Source organism: Micromonospora echinospora, assembly GCF_900091495.1.
Lineage (GTDB): Bacteria > Actinomycetota > Actinomycetes > Mycobacteriales > Micromonosporaceae > Micromonospora > Micromonospora echinospora.
Genome location: NZ_LT607413.1, coordinates 1,819,357 through 1,837,073, shown reverse-complemented (window position 1 = coordinate 1,837,073; position 17,717 = coordinate 1,819,357). Strand labels below are relative to the sequence as shown.

The 17,717-nt window shown below is 72.6% G+C and carries 17 protein-coding genes; 10 read left to right on the top strand and 7 right to left on the bottom strand.

The window, feature by feature from the left end:
* Positions 1–596 precede the first annotated feature (596 nt).
* On the top strand, positions 597–2,060 hold the full coding sequence (locus tag GA0070618_RS08290; RefSeq protein WP_088981120.1) for a menaquinone biosynthesis decarboxylase: 1,464 nt from the start codon (positions 597–599) through the stop codon (positions 2,058–2,060).
* The gene (gene mqnP, locus GA0070618_RS08285; RefSeq protein ID WP_088981119.1) at positions 2,057–2,959 is read left to right on the top strand and encodes a menaquinone biosynthesis prenyltransferase MqnP; all 903 of its coding nucleotides are present in this window, start codon (positions 2,057–2,059) and stop codon (positions 2,957–2,959) included. The genes GA0070618_RS08290 and mqnP overlap by 4 nt, the downstream gene beginning before the upstream one ends.
* A gap of 19 nt (positions 2,960–2,978) precedes the next feature.
* On the opposite strand, the gene GA0070618_RS08280 is transcribed toward mqnP, so the two are convergent.
* The gene (locus tag GA0070618_RS08280) at positions 2,979–3,935 is read right to left on the bottom strand and encodes a terpene synthase family protein (RefSeq protein WP_088981118.1); all 957 of its coding nucleotides are present in this window, start codon (positions 3,933–3,935) and stop codon (positions 2,979–2,981) included.
* Between the two features lie 212 nt (positions 3,936–4,147).
* Here GA0070618_RS08280 and GA0070618_RS08275 point away from each other — a divergent pair, with 212 nt between their 5' ends.
* Positions 4,148–4,777 carry a UbiX family flavin prenyltransferase gene (locus tag GA0070618_RS08275; RefSeq protein ID WP_088981117.1) on the top strand — a complete coding sequence of 210 codons (630 nt, stop codon included), beginning with the start codon at positions 4,148–4,150 and terminating at the stop codon, positions 4,775–4,777.
* 67 nt (positions 4,778–4,844) lie between these two features.
* Here the strand turns inward: GA0070618_RS08275 and GA0070618_RS08270 are convergent, their stop codons facing one another.
* Positions 4,845–5,114, bottom strand: coding sequence for a BldC family transcriptional regulator (locus GA0070618_RS08270; RefSeq protein WP_088981116.1), 270 nt, complete (start codon positions 5,112–5,114; stop codon positions 4,845–4,847).
* A 260-nt stretch (positions 5,115–5,374) separates the two neighbouring features.
* Here GA0070618_RS08270 and GA0070618_RS08265 point away from each other — a divergent pair, with 260 nt between their 5' ends.
* The 3 genes from GA0070618_RS08265 (at position 5,375) to cds1 (ending at position 7,903) form a co-directional block, all read left to right on the top strand.
* Entirely contained in the window at positions 5,375–5,833 is a 459-nt protein-coding gene (locus GA0070618_RS08265) for an Lrp/AsnC family transcriptional regulator (protein WP_088981115.1), read from the top strand.
* Positions 5,834–5,936: 103 nt separating this feature from the next.
* Complete coding sequence (locus GA0070618_RS08260) at positions 5,937–6,764, top strand: SDR family NAD(P)-dependent oxidoreductase (RefSeq protein ID WP_172900272.1); 828 nt, start codon at positions 5,937–5,939, stop codon at positions 6,762–6,764.
* A gap of 44 nt (positions 6,765–6,808) precedes the next feature.
* Entirely contained in the window at positions 6,809–7,903 is a 1,095-nt protein-coding gene (gene cds1 / locus GA0070618_RS08255; protein ID WP_088981114.1) for an L-cysteine desulfhydrase Cds1, read from the top strand.
* Between the two features lie 114 nt (positions 7,904–8,017).
* On the opposite strand, the gene GA0070618_RS08250 is transcribed toward cds1, so the two are convergent.
* From GA0070618_RS08250 to GA0070618_RS34590, 3 genes are all read right to left on the bottom strand, one after another.
* Positions 8,018–8,650 carry a putative glycolipid-binding domain-containing protein gene (locus GA0070618_RS08250; RefSeq protein WP_231931657.1) on the bottom strand — a complete coding sequence of 211 codons (633 nt, stop codon included), beginning with the start codon at positions 8,648–8,650 and terminating at the stop codon, positions 8,018–8,020.
* Between the two features lie 114 nt (positions 8,651–8,764).
* A complete protein-coding gene (locus tag GA0070618_RS08245; protein ID WP_414467566.1) occupies positions 8,765–10,549 on the bottom strand; it encodes a DEAD/DEAH box helicase in 1,785 nt (594 codons plus the stop codon).
* A 222-nt stretch (positions 10,550–10,771) separates the two neighbouring features.
* Positions 10,772–11,158, bottom strand: a complete 387-nt coding sequence (locus GA0070618_RS34590) for a hypothetical protein (RefSeq protein ID WP_088981113.1) — start codon at positions 11,156–11,158, stop codon at positions 10,772–10,774.
* Between the two features lie 136 nt (positions 11,159–11,294).
* On the opposite strand from GA0070618_RS34590, the gene GA0070618_RS33345 reads away from it, so the two are divergent.
* Positions 11,295–12,119 (top strand): hypothetical protein, encoded by an 825-nt coding sequence (locus GA0070618_RS33345; protein ID WP_157748923.1) that lies wholly within the window; start codon positions 11,295–11,297, stop codon positions 12,117–12,119.
* Between the two features lie 280 nt (positions 12,120–12,399).
* Here the strand turns inward: GA0070618_RS33345 and GA0070618_RS08230 are convergent, their stop codons facing one another.
* Complete coding sequence (locus GA0070618_RS08230) at positions 12,400–13,938, bottom strand: C40 family peptidase (protein WP_088981111.1); 1,539 nt, start codon at positions 13,936–13,938, stop codon at positions 12,400–12,402.
* A gap of 232 nt (positions 13,939–14,170) precedes the next feature.
* Between GA0070618_RS08230 and mqnE the strand changes: the two genes are divergently transcribed.
* The 3 genes from mqnE to GA0070618_RS08215 all read left to right on the top strand — a co-directional run bounded on the left by mqnE (position 14,171) and on the right by GA0070618_RS08215 (position 16,244).
* Positions 14,171–15,340, top strand: a complete 1,170-nt coding sequence (mqnE, locus tag GA0070618_RS08225; RefSeq protein WP_088981110.1) for an aminofutalosine synthase MqnE — start codon at positions 14,171–14,173, stop codon at positions 15,338–15,340.
* A gap of 58 nt (positions 15,341–15,398) precedes the next feature.
* The gene (locus GA0070618_RS08220) at positions 15,399–15,827 is read left to right on the top strand and encodes a hypothetical protein (RefSeq protein WP_088981109.1); all 429 of its coding nucleotides are present in this window, start codon (positions 15,399–15,401) and stop codon (positions 15,825–15,827) included.
* 117 nt (positions 15,828–15,944) lie between these two features.
* Positions 15,945–16,244 carry a DUF4229 domain-containing protein gene (locus GA0070618_RS08215; RefSeq protein ID WP_088981108.1) on the top strand — a complete coding sequence of 100 codons (300 nt, stop codon included), beginning with the start codon at positions 15,945–15,947 and terminating at the stop codon, positions 16,242–16,244.
* A gap of 92 nt (positions 16,245–16,336) precedes the next feature.
* On the opposite strand, the gene GA0070618_RS08210 is transcribed toward GA0070618_RS08215, so the two are convergent.
* Positions 16,337–17,683 carry a C39 family peptidase gene (locus GA0070618_RS08210; RefSeq protein ID WP_088981107.1) on the bottom strand — a complete coding sequence of 449 codons (1,347 nt, stop codon included), beginning with the start codon at positions 17,681–17,683 and terminating at the stop codon, positions 16,337–16,339.
* Positions 17,684–17,717 lie beyond the last annotated feature (34 nt).

Below are 17,717 nucleotides of genomic sequence, written 5' to 3'. Positions count from 1 at the left end.
CGGCCCCGGCCGAGATGCGGCTCAGGGCGGGGAACGTCCTCCACCTGACCCGGGCCGCGAGTGTCCAGTTCCACCAGCCGATCATGTTCCGGCTGATCCGGGTGAAGGACGACTGGACCACGTTCGATGGCTGGGCCTGGCTGGACGGCTACCAGTTGGACACGAAGGGCAACGCCGTCGCGCGGCGGAGCGTCTTCGTCCAGTGGGCCGGGCTCCGGGTGGTGCCGCAACCCCGCCCCGCCCATTCAGAACGCGCCACCCGCTCAGAACGCGCCACCCGCTCAGAACGCGCCACCCGCTCAGAACGGGACGCCTGTCCGGAACGGGCGGCAGTACCGGCCGAACTCGCGCCGGCTTCCCTCGGCCCGGCCCTGATGTCCGGCGACGCCGTCGGACTTTCGCCGATGCGGCGGTGTCCCGCGAACTGGATATCGCGATATCGCCGAAGAGGAGTGGATCACCGGGGCGGTGGTGGGCCGGCTTCGGTGAGGACCGGGTGGGATGGAGTTCAAGAAGTTGATCATCGAGGAGACGGTGACCGGCTTCCGTGGGGACCGGGTGGGGTGGGGCTCAGGCTGGTGCGGGACACTGGGGGTATGGCGGCTCGTGGCTTCCCGTACACCGATCTCAAGGACTTCCTCAAGACGCTGGAGCGCGAGGGGGAACTGCGGCGCGTGAGCGTGCCGGTGGACCCGACGCTGGAGATCAGCGAAATCGTGACCCGGACGGTTCGGGCGGGCGGGCCGGCGTTGCTCTTCGAGCGACCGACCCGAGGCGAGATGCCGGTGGCGGTCAACCTCTTCGGCACCGAGAAGCGGATGGCGATGGCGCTCGGCGTCGAGTCGCTGGACGAGATCGGCAACCGGATCGGGGAGATGCTCAAGCCGGAACTGCCGATCGGCTTCTCCGGCATGATGGGCGGCCTGGGCAAGGTGATGCAGCTCAAGTCGATGCCGCCCAAGAAGGTCCGGACCGCCCCCTGCCAGCAGGTCGTCTACCGGGGCGACGACGTCGACCTGAACCGGCTGCCGGGGTTGCAGGTGTGGCCCGGTGACGGCGGGATCTTCCACAACTTCGGACTGACCCACACGAAGCACCCGGAGACCGGCAAGCGCAACCTCGGGTTGTACCGGCTCCAGCAGCACAGCCACAACACGCTCGGCATGCACTGGCAGATCCACAAGAACTCCACCGCGCACCACGCGGTCGCCGAGCGCCTCGGGCAGCGGCTGCCGGTGGCGATCGCGATCGGCTGCGACCCGGTGGTCAGCTACGCGTCCAGCGCGCCGCTCCCCGCCGACATCGACGAGTACCTCTTCGCGGGGTTCCTACGCGGGGAGCGGGTCGAGATGGTCGACTGCCTGACCGTGCCGCTCCAGGTGCCGGCGCACGCGCAGGTGGTGCTGGAGGGCTACATCGAGCCCGGCGAGCGGCTGCCGGAGGGACCGTTCGGCGACCACACCGGCTTCTACACCCCGGTCGAGCCGTTCCCGGTCATGCACGTCGAGACGATGACCATGCAGCGCGACCCGGTCTACCACTCGATCGTCACGTCCAAGCCGCCGCAGGAGGACCACGGCCTCGGCAAGGCCACCGAGCGGATCTTCGCCCCGCTGCTGCGGTTCCTCATCCCGGACATCGTCGACTACAACCTGCCCTCGGCCGGCGTGTTCCACAACTGCGCGATCGTGTCGATCCGTAAGCGCTACCCGAAGCACGCCCAGAAGGTGATGAACGCGATCTGGGGCGCGCACATGATGTCGCTGACCAAGCTGATCGTGATCGTCGACGAGGACTGCGACGTACACGACTACCAGGAGGTGGCCTTCCGGGCCTTCGGCAACGTCGACTACTCGCGTGACCTGCTGCTCACCGAGGGGCCGGTGGACCACCTGGACCACGCGTCGTACCAGCAGTTCTGGGGTGGCAAGGCGGGCGTCGACGCGACCCGCAAGCTCCCCACCGAGGGCTACACCCGGGGCTGGCCCGAGGAGATGACCATGTCGCCGGAGGTCGTCGCCCTGGTGGACAAGCGCTGGAAGGAGTACGGCGTCCGATGACCGTGGTCACCGAACGGCCGGGTCGGGTGAAGTCCTTCCTCCGGCTCGTGGCGATCGAGCACTCGGTCTTCGCGCTGCCCTTCGCGTACCTCTCCGCGCTGACCGCGATGCGGGTCGACGGGGGGCGGGTGCGCTGGCTCGACCTGCTGCTGATCACGGTGGCGATGGTCGGGGCCAGGACGTTCGCGATGGCCGCCAACCGGATCCTCGACCGGCGGATCGACGCGCGGAACCCGCGTACCGCTGGACGGGAGCTGGTGACCGGGGCGGTGAGCGTGCGGACGGCCTGGACCGGCGCGGTGGTCGCACTGGTGGTCTTCCTCGCCGCCGCCGCCCTGCTCAACCCGCTCTGCCTGGTGCTCGCGCCACTGGCCGTGGTGCCCCTGGTCGTCTACCCGTACGGCAAACGGTTCACCGACTGGCCGCACGCGATCCTCGCGGTGGCCCAGGCGGTCGGGCCGGTCGGCGCGTGGCTCGCCGTCACCGGCACCTTCGCCGGCTCCTGGCCGGCCTGGCTGCTCGGTGTCGCGGTGGGCCTGTGGATCGGCGGGTTCGACCTGATCTACGCCTGCCAGGACGCCGAGGTGGACCGGGAGATCGGGGTGCGCAGCGTCCCGGCCCGGTACGGGCTGCGTTTCGCCCTGCACGCCTCGACGGCGGCCCACGTGGTGACCTTCGCACTCTTCGTCTGGTTCGGGGCGCTGGTCGGCTTCGGCTGGCCGTGGTGGGCCGGGCTGACGCTCACCGCGCTCGCCTTCGGCTACCAGCACGTGGTGGTGAGCCCGACCGACCTGACCCGGGTCAACCGGGCGTTCTTCACCGCGAACGGCTTCGTCGGCATCGCCCTCTTCCTCTTCGCCCTGCTCGACCTGGTGCTCCGGCTGGACCTGCGCGCCTGAGCCGACCGCGCCAGGCGGGTCAGGCTACGGGGTAGCGGGCGCTCTCCCGGGACCAGTCGATGGTGCCGCGCACGGAGTTCGCCACCGCGTCCAACTGGACGGCGACCGCCCGGTCCAACTCCGGCCCGAACGACGGCACCGCCGCACGCAGCGCCACGAAACGGTCCATCGTCTCCCGCCACCGGTCGGCCACCAGGGTGACCGCGGTCCCGACCGGCACCCCGCGCTCGTGCGCGGTGGCCAGCACCAGGTTGTGCCCACCGGCATCGGCCAGGTCCCGCTCCAGCGAGATCACGTCGTTGAACCAGGAAAGCAGGTCGTTCGCGGTCTCGGCGATGCTGACCAGCAGCGGATGGTGGTAGACCGCGTCCGGCAGCACCTGTCCGGTGGCGAACTCCACAAGCGTGTACGAGACGTACGCCGCCGAGGTGGCCCGGCGCAGCGGCACGTACTCGTCGACTGTCGGCACCCGCCCGGCGGCCTTGTTGACCGACTCGCGCCACGTGCCGTCCAGGTGGTGGGCCATCGCGTCGGTGAAGCGGACCCGCCAGCGGGCGGGCATCCGGGCCCGGGGCGCCCGCCAGGCGTCCACCAGCATCCGCCGCAGGGGACCGGTGAAGCCAGGGTGGCGCGAGCGCGGACCGGTCCGCAGCAGCCTCAACACCCCCTGCCGGAGCCCGTCGACCTCCTCCGGGGTGGAGTGGCGCGGTCCGTCGCAGAAGTCGTCGACGAGGAAGAACCAGGTGAACAGGGCGGCCAGGGTGCGCAGGTCGTTCTCGCCGGCGTCCGGGTAGATCCGGCCCGCGTACCGGGCGATGCCGGCCCGGTCGAGCCGTTCGAGGGCTACCCGGTCCAGCGGCAGGTCGAACCGGGCGACCCAGGAGGAGAGCCATTCCTGCGTCGCGTCGGCGTGCGGCGACAGCCGGGGCGGAATGGGGCAGTCGAACCGTGGCGATCCGAGGGATCCGCCGGTCATCACCGATTCCTTCCCCGCTGTACGTTATGCACCCGCAGCATGCCAGGTGCAAACGCTCTCCCGTCATCCGGCCCCGGCGGTGACACGGGGCGGTGGGTCTGGGGTTGCAGGGGGCCCCTGCTGCCGCTTTTTGCGTAGCAGGGGCCCCCTGCAACCACGAAGCGGCGGGGGCGGCGGACACCTTGGGCGGGCGACCAGGCACGCTTGTCGGTATGCGCGAACCATGGGTGGTCGGGGTCTCCGGAGCCTCCGGTACGCCGTACGCGGCGGCGGTCCTGCGCGGGCTGCTCGACGCCGGGGCGGCCGTCGACCTGGTCGTCTCCCGGGCGGCCCGGCTGACCGTCCTCGACGAGACCGGCCGGCCGTTCCGGGACGGGCACTGGCGCGAGGACCTGGGTGACTGGCTCGGGCGTGACCTCGACGGAGCCGACCTGCGGTACTGGTCCGCCGGTGACCTGGCCGCCGGCCCGAGCAGCGGCTCCTACCGGGTGCGCGGCATGGCGGTGGTGCCGGCCAGCACCGCGGCCTGCGCGGGCATCGCCATCGGGCTCTCCAAGGACCTGTTGCAACGGGCCGCCGAGGTCAACCTCAAGGAGCGGCGGCCGGTGGTCGTGGTGCCCCGGGAGACCCCGGTGACCCGTAGCCACCTGGAACACCTCATCGCGCTGCTCGACGCCGGGGCGGTAGTGCTGCCCGCCAGCCCCGGTTTCTACGGTGCCGGGGCGTCCGCCTCCGCCCAACAGTTGGTCGACTTCGTCGCCGGCAAGGTGCTGGACGCGCTGGGCGTACCGCACACGTTGTTCCGTCGATGGTCCGGGGACCTCGGCGCGGCCCTGGACTGACCCGCGACCCCGTGGGACGGGACACGGACCGGCGGCCTGCGCTCGGTCCGCGTGACCCGTCGTCCGGTCAGTACATTCCGGCGTTGGCCGGCCCCGGGCCGGTGGAAGCCGTTGGTCCGACGTTGCGTGGCCGGTTCGCCACGTCCTCCCCCTCGTCGAGCATGCCCTCCCCCTCGAGCAGGGCCCGCACCTCGGACTCCCGAAAACGGCGATGCCCGCCTGGAGTCCGGATGCTGCCGATCCGGCCGGCCGCCGCCCATCTCGTGACGGTCTTCGGGTCCACCCGAAACAGCGCGGCCACCTCGCCCGGTGTCAGCAGGCGATCTCCAGTGTCCACAGCCCCCTCCTCGCGTCGACGAAGCCCTCGGCTGAACACACTGCCCCCGGCCGGTGCGAGCCCAGAGCCGTCATGAGGGACGTATGGCAATTACAGCACCAGCGAGGTGACGCGGTCCGCCAAACGCGAAAAATGCACTGGTTGGGAACGGGAGGCCGATGGGACGTCCGACGTCTGCGACTGTCGTACGGACACGTGCGGTCGGAATGCCGGACGCCCGCCGCTCCGAGCGCTTCGGAGACGACTAGGGTCTACAGTCCGTGGACGCCATCGACCTCAGGCTCGTGGATCTGCTGCGGGGCAACGCCCGTCTGTCGTACGCCGAACTGGCCCGTCAGGTCGGTCTTTCCGCCCCTGCGGTACACGAACGGGTCGGCAAGCTGGAGGCCGGCGGGGTCATCCGGGCGTACCGGGCGGAGGTCGAGCCCGAGTCGATCGGGCTTGCCGTCACCGCCCTGATCGGCATCGTCGAGGACTCCGCCGCCGACACCGACGACGTGCTGGAGGCCCTTCGGCAGATGCCGGAGATCGAGTCCTGCTACTTCATGGCCGGGGTGGAGTCCTTCCTGCTCAAGGCCCGGGTGGCCACGATCGCCGAGTTGGAGCGGCTCATCGTCCGGCTGAACCGCACCCCCGGAGTGGCCTCCACCCGCACCGGCATCGCCCTGTCGACGAAGTGGGAGAACCGCCCCCAGCCGGGCACCCCGCCCACCGGTTGAGCCGCTCCGTGCACGGGGTGGGCGCCCCGCCTATCGGTTGAGCCGGCGCCGTCCACCGGCTGAGCGCCCCGCCCACCCGGGCCGCGCGCGGTACGGTGCGGCGGTGGTGACGGATCGGGCTCCCGGGACGGCGGTGGTGACCGGTGCGGCCGGCGGGCTCGGTCACGCCATCGCCGTCGCACTGCACGCCGACGGTTGGCAGGTGCTCCTCACCGACCTGGACGCCGAGGCCGTGGCCGCCGTCGCCGGTCCGCTCGGTGGCTGGTCCCGCCCGCTGGACGTCCGCGACGAGGCGGCCTGTGCGGCGGTGGCCGCCGAGGCCGCCACCCGCGCCGGTGGCCTCGGGCTCTGGGTGAACAACGCCGGCCTCCTGGTCACCGGCCCGTCATGGAGCCACGACGCGGCCACCCGCCGTCGGGTGGTCGAGGTGAACACCCTCGGCGCGATGAACGGCACCCTGGCCGCCCTGGCGGTGATGCGCGGCCAGGGAGTCGGGCACGTGCTCAACGTGGTGTCGCTCGCCGGGCTGGTCGCCCCGCCCGGCGAGACCGTCTACGCCGCCAGCAAGCACGCCCTGCTCGCCTTCAGCCTCGGCACCCTCGCCGACCTGCGGCTGGCCGGGCACCGGGACGTACACGTCTCCTGTCTCTGCCCGGACGGGATCTGGACGCCGATGCTGCACGACCGGCTGGACGACCCCGGGGCGGTGGCCTCCTTCACCGGGACGCTGCTGTCACCGCAGCGGGTGGCCCATCGGGCCGCCCGGCTGGCCCGGCGGCCCCGACCGGTGGTCGCGCTGCCCCGCTGGCGTGGTGCGCAGGTCCGCCTGCTCGACGCGCTACCGGGGCTCGCGCTCCGGTTGGCCCCGCTGGTCCGCGCCGCCGGCCGGGCCGGGCAGCGCCGCCAGCGCCGGCGGATCGGCGGTACGTGAGTCGGCCGGTACCGTCCGGACGCGAAGGTTGCTAGTTTCTCGGCGTGACTCATCTCGACCGGTGCGACGAGGCTGTCCGGGCGTGGGTGACCGAGGCGATCGCCGCCGTGGAGGCCGACGCGAACCGGTCGGCCGACACCCACCTGCTGCCGTTCCCGCTCCCCCGGGACTGGGGCATCGACCTCTATCTCAAGGACGAGTCGGTGCACCCGACCGGCTCGCTGAAGCATCGGTTGGCCCGCTCGCTCTTCCTCTACGGGCTCTGCAACGGCTGGATCGGCCCGAATACCACGATCATCGAGGCCTCCTCCGGCTCGACCGCCGTCTCCGAGGCGTACTTCGCGCGGATGCTGGGGTTGTCGTTCATCGCGGTGATGCCCGCCTCCACCTCCCCGGAGAAGATCGCCCAGATCGAGTTCCAGGGCGGCCGGTGCCACCTGGTCGACGACCCGGCCAAGGTGGTCGTCGAGGCCCGCTGGCTGGCCGAGGACACCGGCGGGCACTTCATGGACCAGTTCACGTACGCGGAGCGGGCGACCGACTGGCGGGGCAACAACAACATCGCCGAGTCGATCTACGCCCAGCTCACCCTGGAACGGCACCCGGTGCCGGCCTGGGTCGTGGTGGGGGCGGGCACCGGCGGCACCGGTGCCACCATCGGCCGGTTCACCCGGTATCGCCGGCTGCCCACCAAGCTCTGCGTGGTCGACCCCGAGAACTCCGCGTTCTACCCCGCCTGGCAGGCGGCCGACTGGTCCGTCCGCACCGGCCGGGGCTCCCGGATCGAAGGGATCGGCCGACCCACCGTCGAGGCGTCCTTCCTGCCCAGCGTGGTCGACCGGATGGTGCAGGTGCCGGATGCCGCCTCGCTGGCCGCGATGCGGGCCGGCTCGGCGGTCCTCGGCCGGCGGGTGGGTGGCTCGACCGGCACCAACCTCTGGGGTGCCTTCGGGCTGATCGCCGCCATGCTCGCCGAGGGGCAGACCGGCTCGGTGGTGACGCTCATCTGCGATGCCGGCGACCGGTACGTCGACACGTACTACGCCGACGACTGGGTGGCCGCGCAGGGGCTGGACCTGGCTCCGCACCTGGCGACCGTCGAGCGGTTCCTGGACACCGGCGTCTGGCCCGCCGCCTAGCTCGGTCGGCCCGGTTCGCTTCCGGGGCGGAATGCGGTCAGCCGGCAGCCGCCGAGTACCGGCAAGAAAGGGTCGGCGGCTTCGTCGGGCGCGTCCGGCCGACGGGAACGCCGGTCAGCGCTCCGGGACGACCCGGTCGGCGAGTCCCGGGTAGTGCCGCACGTAGCCGTCGGGGTCGAGGTCCAGGTCGGCGGTGAAGTCGCCGCTGGCGAACCGGACCCGCCCGCCGCCGAGCGCCGTGTACGTCTGCTCGGCGGGCAGCACCAGCAGACTCGGCACCAGCACCCAGGCGACCTCGATCCGGCGTTCGGTGCCCGGCTCGGCGTCGCGCAGTCCGAGCCGGCGTACCGGGAGGCTGTTGAACAGCGGTGACCCGCCCAGGTCGACGTCCACCACGTCGGCCAGCCGGTCAGGGTCGTCGGTGCCGGGCAGCCCGACCGGTGGCCGGCTGGCCGCACGGAGCGCGGCGTCGAGGTCGCCCTGCTCGTTGGTCACGACCCGCCAACGGTCCGGCTGCCGCTCCAGCCGGACCCCACGTGACCAGCCCGCCCCCTCGACCTCGACCTCCAGCCGGACGGTCGCCCACTCAGCGGTGGTGGTCAGGGTGTACCGGCAGGTGTACGGGAGGGTGTCGACGGCCAGTGCCGTACCCCGGGCGGTGAGGCCGTTCGCGTCGTCCAACCGGGCGTGCTCGCAGCCGGCGGTGTCGGTGCGGTTCCAGAACAGCGACTTCGGCATGGTCGGCATGAGCCGGACACTACGGCAGGTCGGCACCGCCGGCACCCGGGTCGCGGTGTACCGCCAGCGCACGGACACCGCCGTGGTGACAGGTGCACCACGGCGGCGTCCGGTCGACGTGCCTCAGTAGCTGCGGGCGGGAGCCCGTCCGCCGAACCCGCGTCGGTCGTCGCTGCGGCCACCGAACCCGCGCCGGTCGTCGCTGCGCCCGCCGTGGCCACGCCGGTCGTCGGCGCGCACCGGGTAGGCCCGGTGGTCGTCGGTCCGGCTGCGGTAGCCGGGACGCTCGTCGGTGCGGTGGTGACCGGGACGCTCGTCACCGAAGCGTCGCTCGTCGCGGCCGGTGGGCCGGGTCTCGCCCCGGTCGGCCCAGCGCTGCCCGGCCGGAGCCGCGCGGTGCTCGGCCTGGTCACCGTAGCCGCGTCCACCCCGGCTGTCGCGGTCGCCGAACCGGCCGTCGCGCTCGCCGAACCGTTGTCCACCTCGGCCGTCCCGCTCGCCGAACCGCTGTCCACCTCGGCCGTCGCGGTCGCCGAAGCGTTGTCCGCCCCGGCCGTCGCGGTCGCGGTCGCGGTCGCCGAAGCGTCGGGGACCACCCGGGCGGTCGCCGAACCGGCGCGGCTCCTGCGGCTCGTTCGACACCGGCACCCCACTCGGCTGCCGGGCACCGGTCAGCTCGGTCAACTCCGGGTCACCGGCCCGGACCCGCAGCTCGCCCGGCTCGACACCGGCCTTCTCCATCATGGCCAGGGTGGTCCGCCGCTGCTTCGGCAGGACCAGCGTGGCCACCGCGCCGGACTCGCCGGCCCGCGCGGTACGCCCGGCCCGGTGCAGGTAGTCCTTCGGGTCCTTCGGCGGGTCGATGTGCACCACGAGCGAGACGCCGTCCACGTGGATGCCACGGGCGGCCACGTCGGTGGCGACCAGCACGTTCATCCGTCCCTCGCGGAACTCGGCCAGCGTGCGGGTACGCATCCGCTGGGTCTTGCCGCCGTGCAGGCCGCCGGCCCGGACGCCCACCGCGCCGAGCTGCTCCACCAGCCGGTCCACCCCGAGCTGGGTACGGGCGAACATCATGGTCCGGCCGGGACGGGCCGCGATCGACGCCGCCACCGCGAACTTGTCGTGCGGCGGGATCAGCAGCAGGTGGTGGTCCATCGTGGAGACGGCAGCGGTGGCCGGGGCGGTGGAGTGCGTCACCGGGTCGGTCATGAACCGCTTGACCAGCGAGTCCACGTCGTTGTCCAGAGTGGCCGAGAAGAGCAGCCGCTGGGCGTCGGCCGGCGTCTTCGCGAGCAGTTCGGTGACCTCCGGCAGGAAGCCCATGTCGGCCATCTGGTCGGCCTCGTCCAGGACGGTGATCTCGACGTCGTCGAGGTGGCACACCTGCCGGGAGATCAGGTCGCCGAGGCGTCCCGGCGTGGCCACGATGATCTCCACACCGCGCCGGAGGGCGTCGATCTGACGGTCGTAGGGCACCCCGCCCACGGCGGTCTTGAGGAACACCCCGACCGCCTTGCCCAGCGGCACGAGCGCGTCGTTGACCTGCATGGCGAGTTCCCGGGTGGGCACCAGCACCAGGGCCCGGGGGTGCAGCGGCCGGGCCCGGCCACCGTCGGCGACCCGGGCCAGCAGCGGCAGGCCGAAAGCGAGGGTCTTGCCGGAACCGGTCTGGCCCCGGCCGAGGACGTCCCGCCCGGCGAGGGCGTCCGGCATGGTGGCCCGCTGGATCTCGAACGGGGCGGTGATGCCCTGCCGGGCCAGGGCCCGGACGAGCGGCTGGGGGAGCCCCAGGGCGGCGAAGTCGGGTTGCTCCCCGCCGTCGGTGGGGATGGTCTGGTCGCCGGTGGTCACCAGCGGGATGTCGATGGCGGACGGGGACGTGCTGAGGTCAGCAAAGGTCGTCAAGAAATACCTCTCCAGCGGGGCGCATCTTCGCGATGGCCCGCCGCGGAAGGTGACGCCGCCGGTTCGCCCGCAAGATCGCCCATAAGCACGCGACGACGCGCACCAGGTCAGTGATCAATAACAGTGTACGGCGACCCGCACGGTCGGCAACCGCGCCGCGACGGGGTAGTGGGCGGGCTCACCCCGGCCCGTCGGCACCGGTGCCGGCGTCGGGACGGGGACTCACCCGTTGAGCAGGTTCTCCATCAGGCCACCCAGCGCGTCGTTCGCGATCAGGGCCACCACCACGCTGATCGCGACCAGCAGCCCGAGCGAGGCGACCAGCACGATGATCACCCGGGTGTTACGGGACCGCTCGGTGGGGGTGTCGGCCCAGCCCTGGGCGAGGATGTGCCCGGTCAGGGAGCCGGTGTTCTCGACCGGGTTCCCGGTGGGCAGGGCGACCGTGGCGAAACCGGGCCCCTCGGTCACCGAGCCGCCGTAGACCGTCCCGGAGCGGGCGGACGTGCCCGGACGACCGTCGGCGCCGATGTCGTTCCCGGCGGCCGGGGTGGCAACGATCGCGTTGGGCGGCAGATGGTGGTGCACCGGCGCGCCGCCGCTGGGCACGAGTGGTGACGGTCCGGCCGGCGCCGACCGCCCACCCGGGTCGGTCCCGGTGTGTCCGCCCGGCACGGTCGGTGGCGGCCAGGTCGGCAGGGCCGGCTCCGGGACGACCGACGGTGCCGCTGCGTCGGAGGGCGGGGTGGCCGGTGGGGCCCACGGCGTGGACGGCGCGGAGGCCGGGGTGGCCGGTGGGGCCCACGGCGTGGACGGCGCGGAGGGCGGGGTGGCCGGTGGGCCGGAGGTCGGTGGGACCGATGGCGAGGACGGAGCGGAGAACAGGGAGGCTGGCGTCGGCGGTGCCGAGACCGGGTTGCGGCTTTGGCCGACCGGCGACCCCGGTCCGCCGGGCGGAGCCGGATCGGCCGACGCCGGAACGAAGGGCGGTGCCAGTGACCCGGGAACGGCGGCGCTGCCGCTGATCCGTGCCGGCCCCGGAGCGGACGCCGTCGCGGCAGGAGCCGGGACACCCGAGACCGGGCTGGTAGGCGAGGGGCCGGACGAGTTGGTAGGTGCGGAGGCCGGTGGCGGCGGGAACGGCGGTGCCGGCATCGGTCCGGGCGGTGGCGGTGGCGGGGGAGTCGGCGGGCCGGGCGGCGGCGCGGGCGGACCCGGAGTCGGCGGCACCGGACCCGGTGGAGTGGGTGCCGGACCGGGCGGGACGGGTGCCGGAGGCTTCGGCAGGGGCGGCGTCGGAGTCGGCACCGGAGGTTCGGGCAGCGGCTCGGGTCGCGGCTCCGGGACCGGGGTGGGTGCGGGCAGCGGCTCGGGCTGTGGTTCCGGGACCGGGGTGGGGGCGGGCCGTGGCTCGGGCTGTGGTTCCGGGGCCGACGTGGACTCGGTGGACCGGTACACCTTCGCCCCGCCGGTACGCACCCCGGCGGCGATGCCGGCTTCCTGCGGCGACATCCGCTGCCCGCCCGGCACGGCGGCGCTGGCCCGGGCCGGGGAGGCGGGACCGCGCTGAGCCGGGACGACGGGCGTGTCCGGCGTACCCCCGGACGGGTTGGTGATGCTGGCCCGCCCGCGAGCCGGGGCGGACGCAGCCGGCGCGGCGTCGCCGGCGCCGGGCGGACCGCTCAGCGGGCGGGATCCGGCGCCGGACTCGACGGTCTCAGCCGGACCCTGTTGCTCGCCCATGTTCGTCCTCCGTGCTCGCACCCGGACCCGTGGCGCCGAGCCGGGAGTGCCTGGCTCTCACGGTGCCACATTCCGGTCCGGCCGCACAGCCGGAGTTGGGTTACTGGTCAGCCACCGGTGCTCGGGCTCGCGGAGCCGCTCTGCGCCGGGCTGCCGCTGGGCTCGCCGGTGCTGCTCGCCGAGGCGCTCGGCTCGCCGCCCCCGGTGCTGGTGCTCGGCTCCGGAGCGGTCGTGGTGCTCGGCGTCGGGCCGACCGACGGGGTCGTCGTGGGCGTGGGGTTGGGCGACGTGGACGGCGTACCGGTCGGCTTCGGGGTCGCGCTGCCGGTGGGCTTGGGCGTCCCCGAGTTGGTCGGCTTCGGCGTGGGCGACTTGGTCGGGGCCGGCGACTTGGTGGGGGAGGGCGTGGGCGACGGGGTGGCCCCCGGTGCCGGCACCGCGTCGATGACCCGGGTGGCCGCGAACAGCCGCGACCAGCGGACGGTCGAGATCTTCACCACGTCGCCGGTGGTCGGGGCGTGCACCATCTTGCCGTTGCCGATGTACATGCCCATGTGGTGGATCGACGTCCAGCTGCTGCCCGAGGCGTAGAAGAGCAGGTCGCCGGGGAGCAGGGCGCTCCGGCTGACGGTCTTGCCCTTCGTGGCGTTGTACTGGTCGCGGGAGACCCGGGGCAGGCCGGAGTAGTCGGCGCCCTTCGACCGGTACGCCGCCCAGACCAGGCCGGAGCAGTCGAAACGGTCCGGTCCCTCGGCCGCCCAGAGGTACGGGTCGCCGAGCTGCGCCAGGGCGTACCGGACGGCGGCCATGGCACGCGGGTGGGAGGTCAGCCCGTTGGCGGTCGTGCCTTGGAGGTACTGCTCACCGAGCTTCTGCTCGGCGGCCTCCTGCTGGCGCTCGATCTCGGCGAGCTGGGCGGTGTTGTCCTGCCGCAGCTTGAGCAGGGCCGCTTCCTGGGTGCGGTAGTTCTTCTGGGTGGCGGTGAACTGCTCCGTCGCGGTCCGCAGCCGGCTCTCCGCCGCCGTGTACGCCTGCTGGGCGGCCTGCTCGGTGGTGCGGGCCCGGTTCAGCTCGCCGGTCGCGGCGGTGGTGGTGCCCTCGACCTCCTCGCCCCGGTAGATCCGCTCCAGCACGCTCAACCCGTGCAGGTCCGATGCGAAGCTCCCCGGCGGCAGCTTGGCGGCGGTCTTGAGCGCCTCGGCTGCGGCGGCGTCGGCCTCCCGCTGGGCGACGGCGAGGGTGTCCTTGGCGAGCTTCAGGTCGCGGTCGGCGGTGGCGAGCTGGGTCTTCGCCTCGGACTGGAGTTGTTCGAGCTTGAGTAGTTCCTGCCCGAGCAGGCCGACCTGTGCCTCGGCGGCGGCGATCTGCGCGGCGAGCGGGCCGGTGCCGACCGGGACGATCGGGGTGGTGCCGAGCGGGCCGTTGCCGCCGGGGGCCCCGCCGGGCAGGTGCAGCGGCCCGGCCAGGACCGGACGGGCGCCGGTGTCCGGGACGGTCTGGGGCAGGGCGGGGTCGGCGAAGACCGGGGTGGCGATGGCCGCTGCGGCGACCATGCCGAGCAGCGCGGACCAGAGCTTGGGACGCAGGACCGGCGAAACCAGCGGTGTCCTCCGTCGCGGCCGTCGCATGCGCTTGCTGTCGGTCATCCTGCTCCCGTCCGGCGTGGCGAAGCCGCGCCCTCCCCGAGCGCGGCGTCCGGACGCCGAGTTGCGCGTCCCACTTTGTCTTACCTCAATGTTTCGACTGTGTCGATGGTGCGGCGGTAACGAGAGCCTGAGAGTCCGGTGAAGTATGTCGCTGCTGATGGCCGTGCTCGAAGGTCGGGGGAGGCCGCGACGTAGGCTCGACCGGGACGAGGTGGAAGGGACGGGCTTTTCAATGGACGCCGGACTCAAGCGTGAGCTCGAAGCCAAGGTGTACGCGGGTGAGCGGCTGACCCGGGAGGACGGCATCGCCCTCTACGACAGCGACGACCTCACCTGGCTGGGCCGTCTGGCCCACCATCGGCGTACCGAGCTCAACGGCGACCGGGTGATGTTCAACGTCAACCGGCACCTCAACCTGACCAACGTCTGCTCCGCCTCCTGCGCGTACTGCTCGTTCCAGCGCAAGCCGGGCGAGAAGGACGCCTACACGATGCGGATCGACGAGGCCGTCCGCAAGGCCAAGGAGATGGAGGACGAGCAGCTCACCGAGCTGCACATCGTCAACGGCCTGCACCCGACCCTGCCCTGGCGCTACTACCCGAAGGTGCTGCGCGAGCTGAAGGCGGCGCTGCCCAACGTCAAGCTGAAGGCGTTCACGGCGACCGAGGTGCAGTGGTTCGAGAAGATCAGCGGCCTGCCCGCCGACGCGATCCTCGACGAGCTGATGGACGCCGGCCTGGAGTCGTTGACCGGCGGCGGCGCGGAGATCTTCGACTGGGAGGTCCGGCAGCACATCGTGGACCACGCGTGCCACTGGGAGGACTGGTCCCGGATCCACCGGCTGGCCCACGCCAAGGGGATGCGGACGCCGTCCACCATGCTCTACGGCCACATCGAGGAGCCCCGGCACCGGGTGGACCACGTGCTGCGGCTGCGGGAACTCCAGGACGAGACCGGTGGTTTCGTGGTCTTCATCCCGCTGCGCTACCAGCACGACTTCGTCGACTCGGCGGACGGCAAGATCCGTAACCGGATCCAGGCCCGGACGACGATGGCCTCGCCGGCCGAGTCGCTGAAGACCTTCGCGGTCTCCCGGCTGCTCTTCGACAACGTCCCGCACGTGAAGTGCTTCTGGGTGATGCACGGCCTCTCGGTGGCGCAGCTCTCGCTCAACTTCGGCGTCGACGACCTGGACGGTTCGGTCGTCGAATACAAGATCACCCACGACGCGGACTCCTACGGCACGCCGAACACCATGCACCGGGACGACCTGCTCCACCTGATCTGGGACGCCGGGTTCCGCCCGGTCGAGCGGAACACCCGCTACGAGGTCGTCCGGGAGTACGACCCGGCCCCGTCGCTGGCCGAGCGGCGTTCCGAGCCGCAGCAGGTGTGGGCCTGACCGCCGCCGGGCCGGTCGCCGCCGGGCGGCCCGCCTGCTCACGTACCCTGCAAGCGTCATGAGCGACCGAGAGACACGGGACGGCTTCCCCCGGCGGGATGCCGAGGGGCGGGTCGTCGCCCTGGGCGACCTGCTCGGGGTGACCCTGGCCGGCGTGGTCATCGGGGCCCTGGCCCTGGTGCTGTTCGACTGGACGTTCGAGCTGATCGGCTCGGGGGACTTCGGCCAGGCCAACGGCTGGCTCGCGGTGATCCTGCCGGCCTGGCTCTTCCTGGAGGACTTCCGCGCCTGGAGTTTCGGGGCGGCCCGGGTGGTCGCCGCGCTGGTCGCGGTGGTGCTGGGGGTGGCCGGTGGCCTGCTGGTGGCGGGGCTGGCCGACGGGTTGCCGCCGTTGGCCTCCGGCACGCTGGCGGCGACGGTGTTCACCGTCGTCTACGCCATCGTCTGGTTCAACGGCGTGCACTGGCTGGCCCGCCGGACGGGCTGACCGCCGGCCCGGGCACGGGCTGGACAGTTGGCCCGTCGGGTGGCCGGGCACCGGCCCGGCGGACGGGTCGAGACCTCTCGCCGGACGGTTGTCCGGCGCGGGAGAACGGAGTGGAACGTGAGCGCGGCGGTCAAGTACACGCTGGGCCGGATCGGGCTGTTCACTGTCGTGCTGCTCGCCCTCTGGCCGGTCGAACTGAACATCTTCATCAAGTTGATGGTGGCGCTGGCCTTCTCCGCCGCGCTCTCCTTCTTCCTGCTGCGCGGCTGGCGGGACGAGATGGCCGAGGAGATGGCGGTCGCGGCCGATCGCCGCCAGACCGAGAAGGAGCGGCTCCGCTCCGCCCTGGCCGGCGACGACCAGACCGACACCACGCCGGGGCCGGACGCCCCGCCCGCCGACCAGCCCCGCCGGTAGCGGCGTACCGGCGGGGTTTGTCAGCGGACGGACCGGGCGGGACCCGCCGGTGACCGACGGACCGGACGGGCCCCGCGAACCGGTGGCTCGGACTACCAGTTGGTGGAGCCGGCCGGGCGGCCCGGCCAGGGGGTGTCCAGCGGCTTGATCAGGTAGACGACGCCCCCGGGACCGCCGGCGACGCCACCACTGGCCGTGGTCCGCTTGGTCCGCAGCCAGATCTGCTCGAACTGCTCCCGCTTGTAGACGTTGCGGACCACGTCGTTGCTCGACGACGCCGGGTCGTTGACGATCACGTCACCGTCGGCGGTGAAGCCCACCACCACGAAGAGGTGGCCGGAGGTCCCGTAGTTCGCCCCGTCGAGCTCGCTGGCGAGGAACGACTGGCTGGTCACCACCGGGATGCCGGCGGCGATGAAGCGCTCCAGCTCGTCCAGCGAGTGCAGTCGGGTGACCCGCCCCTCCAGACCACGGAAGCTGGCCGCGTACGCGGTGTTGAAGGGCCAGTTGCCGGCCCCTTCGTAGGTGTAGTCGTAGACCGACCGGGCGGCGTGGTTGACCGTCGGGTCCGGGTAGGTCGGGTCGACCCAGGCGGTGTCCTCCGCGCTGGGACGGCGGCCCCAGTACTCCACCACCATCTCGGTCGAGGTGGGGGAGCACCAGGCCTGGCCACCGCCGTCGTACTCGGGGTAGTGGCCGGAGTGGACCATCTGCGAGTAACGGGGCACCGGCAGCTCGACGCCCCAGGCGATGCCCCCGGCGCTCGGGGTGACGGTGAACCGGTCGGGGACGTGTGAGCTCATCGCGCCGACCATCCGGACCACCGGGGAGACCGACTGGTCGGTCGCCCGGTACAGGGTCAGCCGGAGCTGGTACTCGTGCAGCAGCGGTCCGGCCGTCTTGTTGCGGACGGAGAGGGTGTCGGTCCACACGTCGGAGCGACCGTCCCCCTGGTCGTCGACGGTGGTCCGCCGGATGTCGGCGTCCCCCGAGGCCCAGCGACCCATCACGTACCACGGGGTCCGGACGTCGTCGGTGTACCGGCCCTGCACCTCGACCTGGATCCAGGTGCCGGCCGGGGTCGTCGCGTTCCAGGAGGCGATCATCTCGCTCGCGTCGAAGCCGATCCGGGTGACCGGCGAGGTCCACGTGCCGTACGCCCAGGTGCGGGTGGTGCCGGTGTGCGGGTCCCGGTAGGTGGTGGTGCCGGCCGGGATGCCGAGGGCGAGCCCGGCCGGGGTGGCGACCGTGCCGGCGGTGGTGCCCTGCCGCCACTCGCCCCGGCCGGTCCAGTCCTGCCAGGTGATCTGTTCGTCGTGGGTGGTCTGGCCCTTCCGGTCGGAGCCAGGGGACGCGACGGTGGCGGTGGCGGTGGTGGCGAGGAGGGCGAACGCGGTGACGCCGACGACGGCGACCGCGCGCAGACGTGGTCCGGCCATGGAAGCTCCGCTGCTGGTAGGGGTTGATGCATCG

Coding starts and splice junctions, on each gene's coding strand:
- GA0070618_RS08280 (WP_088981118.1), bottom strand. CDS start 3,935: ATGACCGGCGGATCCCTCGGATCGCCACGGTTCGACTGCCCCATTCCG.
- GA0070618_RS08250 (WP_231931657.1), bottom strand. CDS start 8,650: ATGCCGACCATGCCGAAGTCGCTGTTCTGGAACCGCACCGACACCGCC.
- GA0070618_RS08220 (WP_088981109.1), top strand. CDS start 15,399: ATGAGCGACCGAGAGACACGGGACGGCTTCCCCCGGCGGGATGCCGAG.
- GA0070618_RS08290 (WP_088981120.1), top strand. CDS start 597: ATGGCGGCTCGTGGCTTCCCGTACACCGATCTCAAGGACTTCCTCAAG.
- mqnP (WP_088981119.1), top strand. CDS start 2,057: ATGACCGTGGTCACCGAACGGCCGGGTCGGGTGAAGTCCTTCCTCCGG.
- GA0070618_RS08275 (WP_088981117.1), top strand. CDS start 4,148: ATGCGCGAACCATGGGTGGTCGGGGTCTCCGGAGCCTCCGGTACGCCG.
- GA0070618_RS08230 (WP_088981111.1), bottom strand. CDS start 13,938: ATGACCGACAGCAAGCGCATGCGACGGCCGCGACGGAGGACACCGCTG.
- GA0070618_RS08210 (WP_088981107.1), bottom strand. CDS start 17,683: ATGGCCGGACCACGTCTGCGCGCGGTCGCCGTCGTCGGCGTCACCGCG.
- mqnE (WP_088981110.1), top strand. CDS start 14,171: ATGGACGCCGGACTCAAGCGTGAGCTCGAAGCCAAGGTGTACGCGGGT.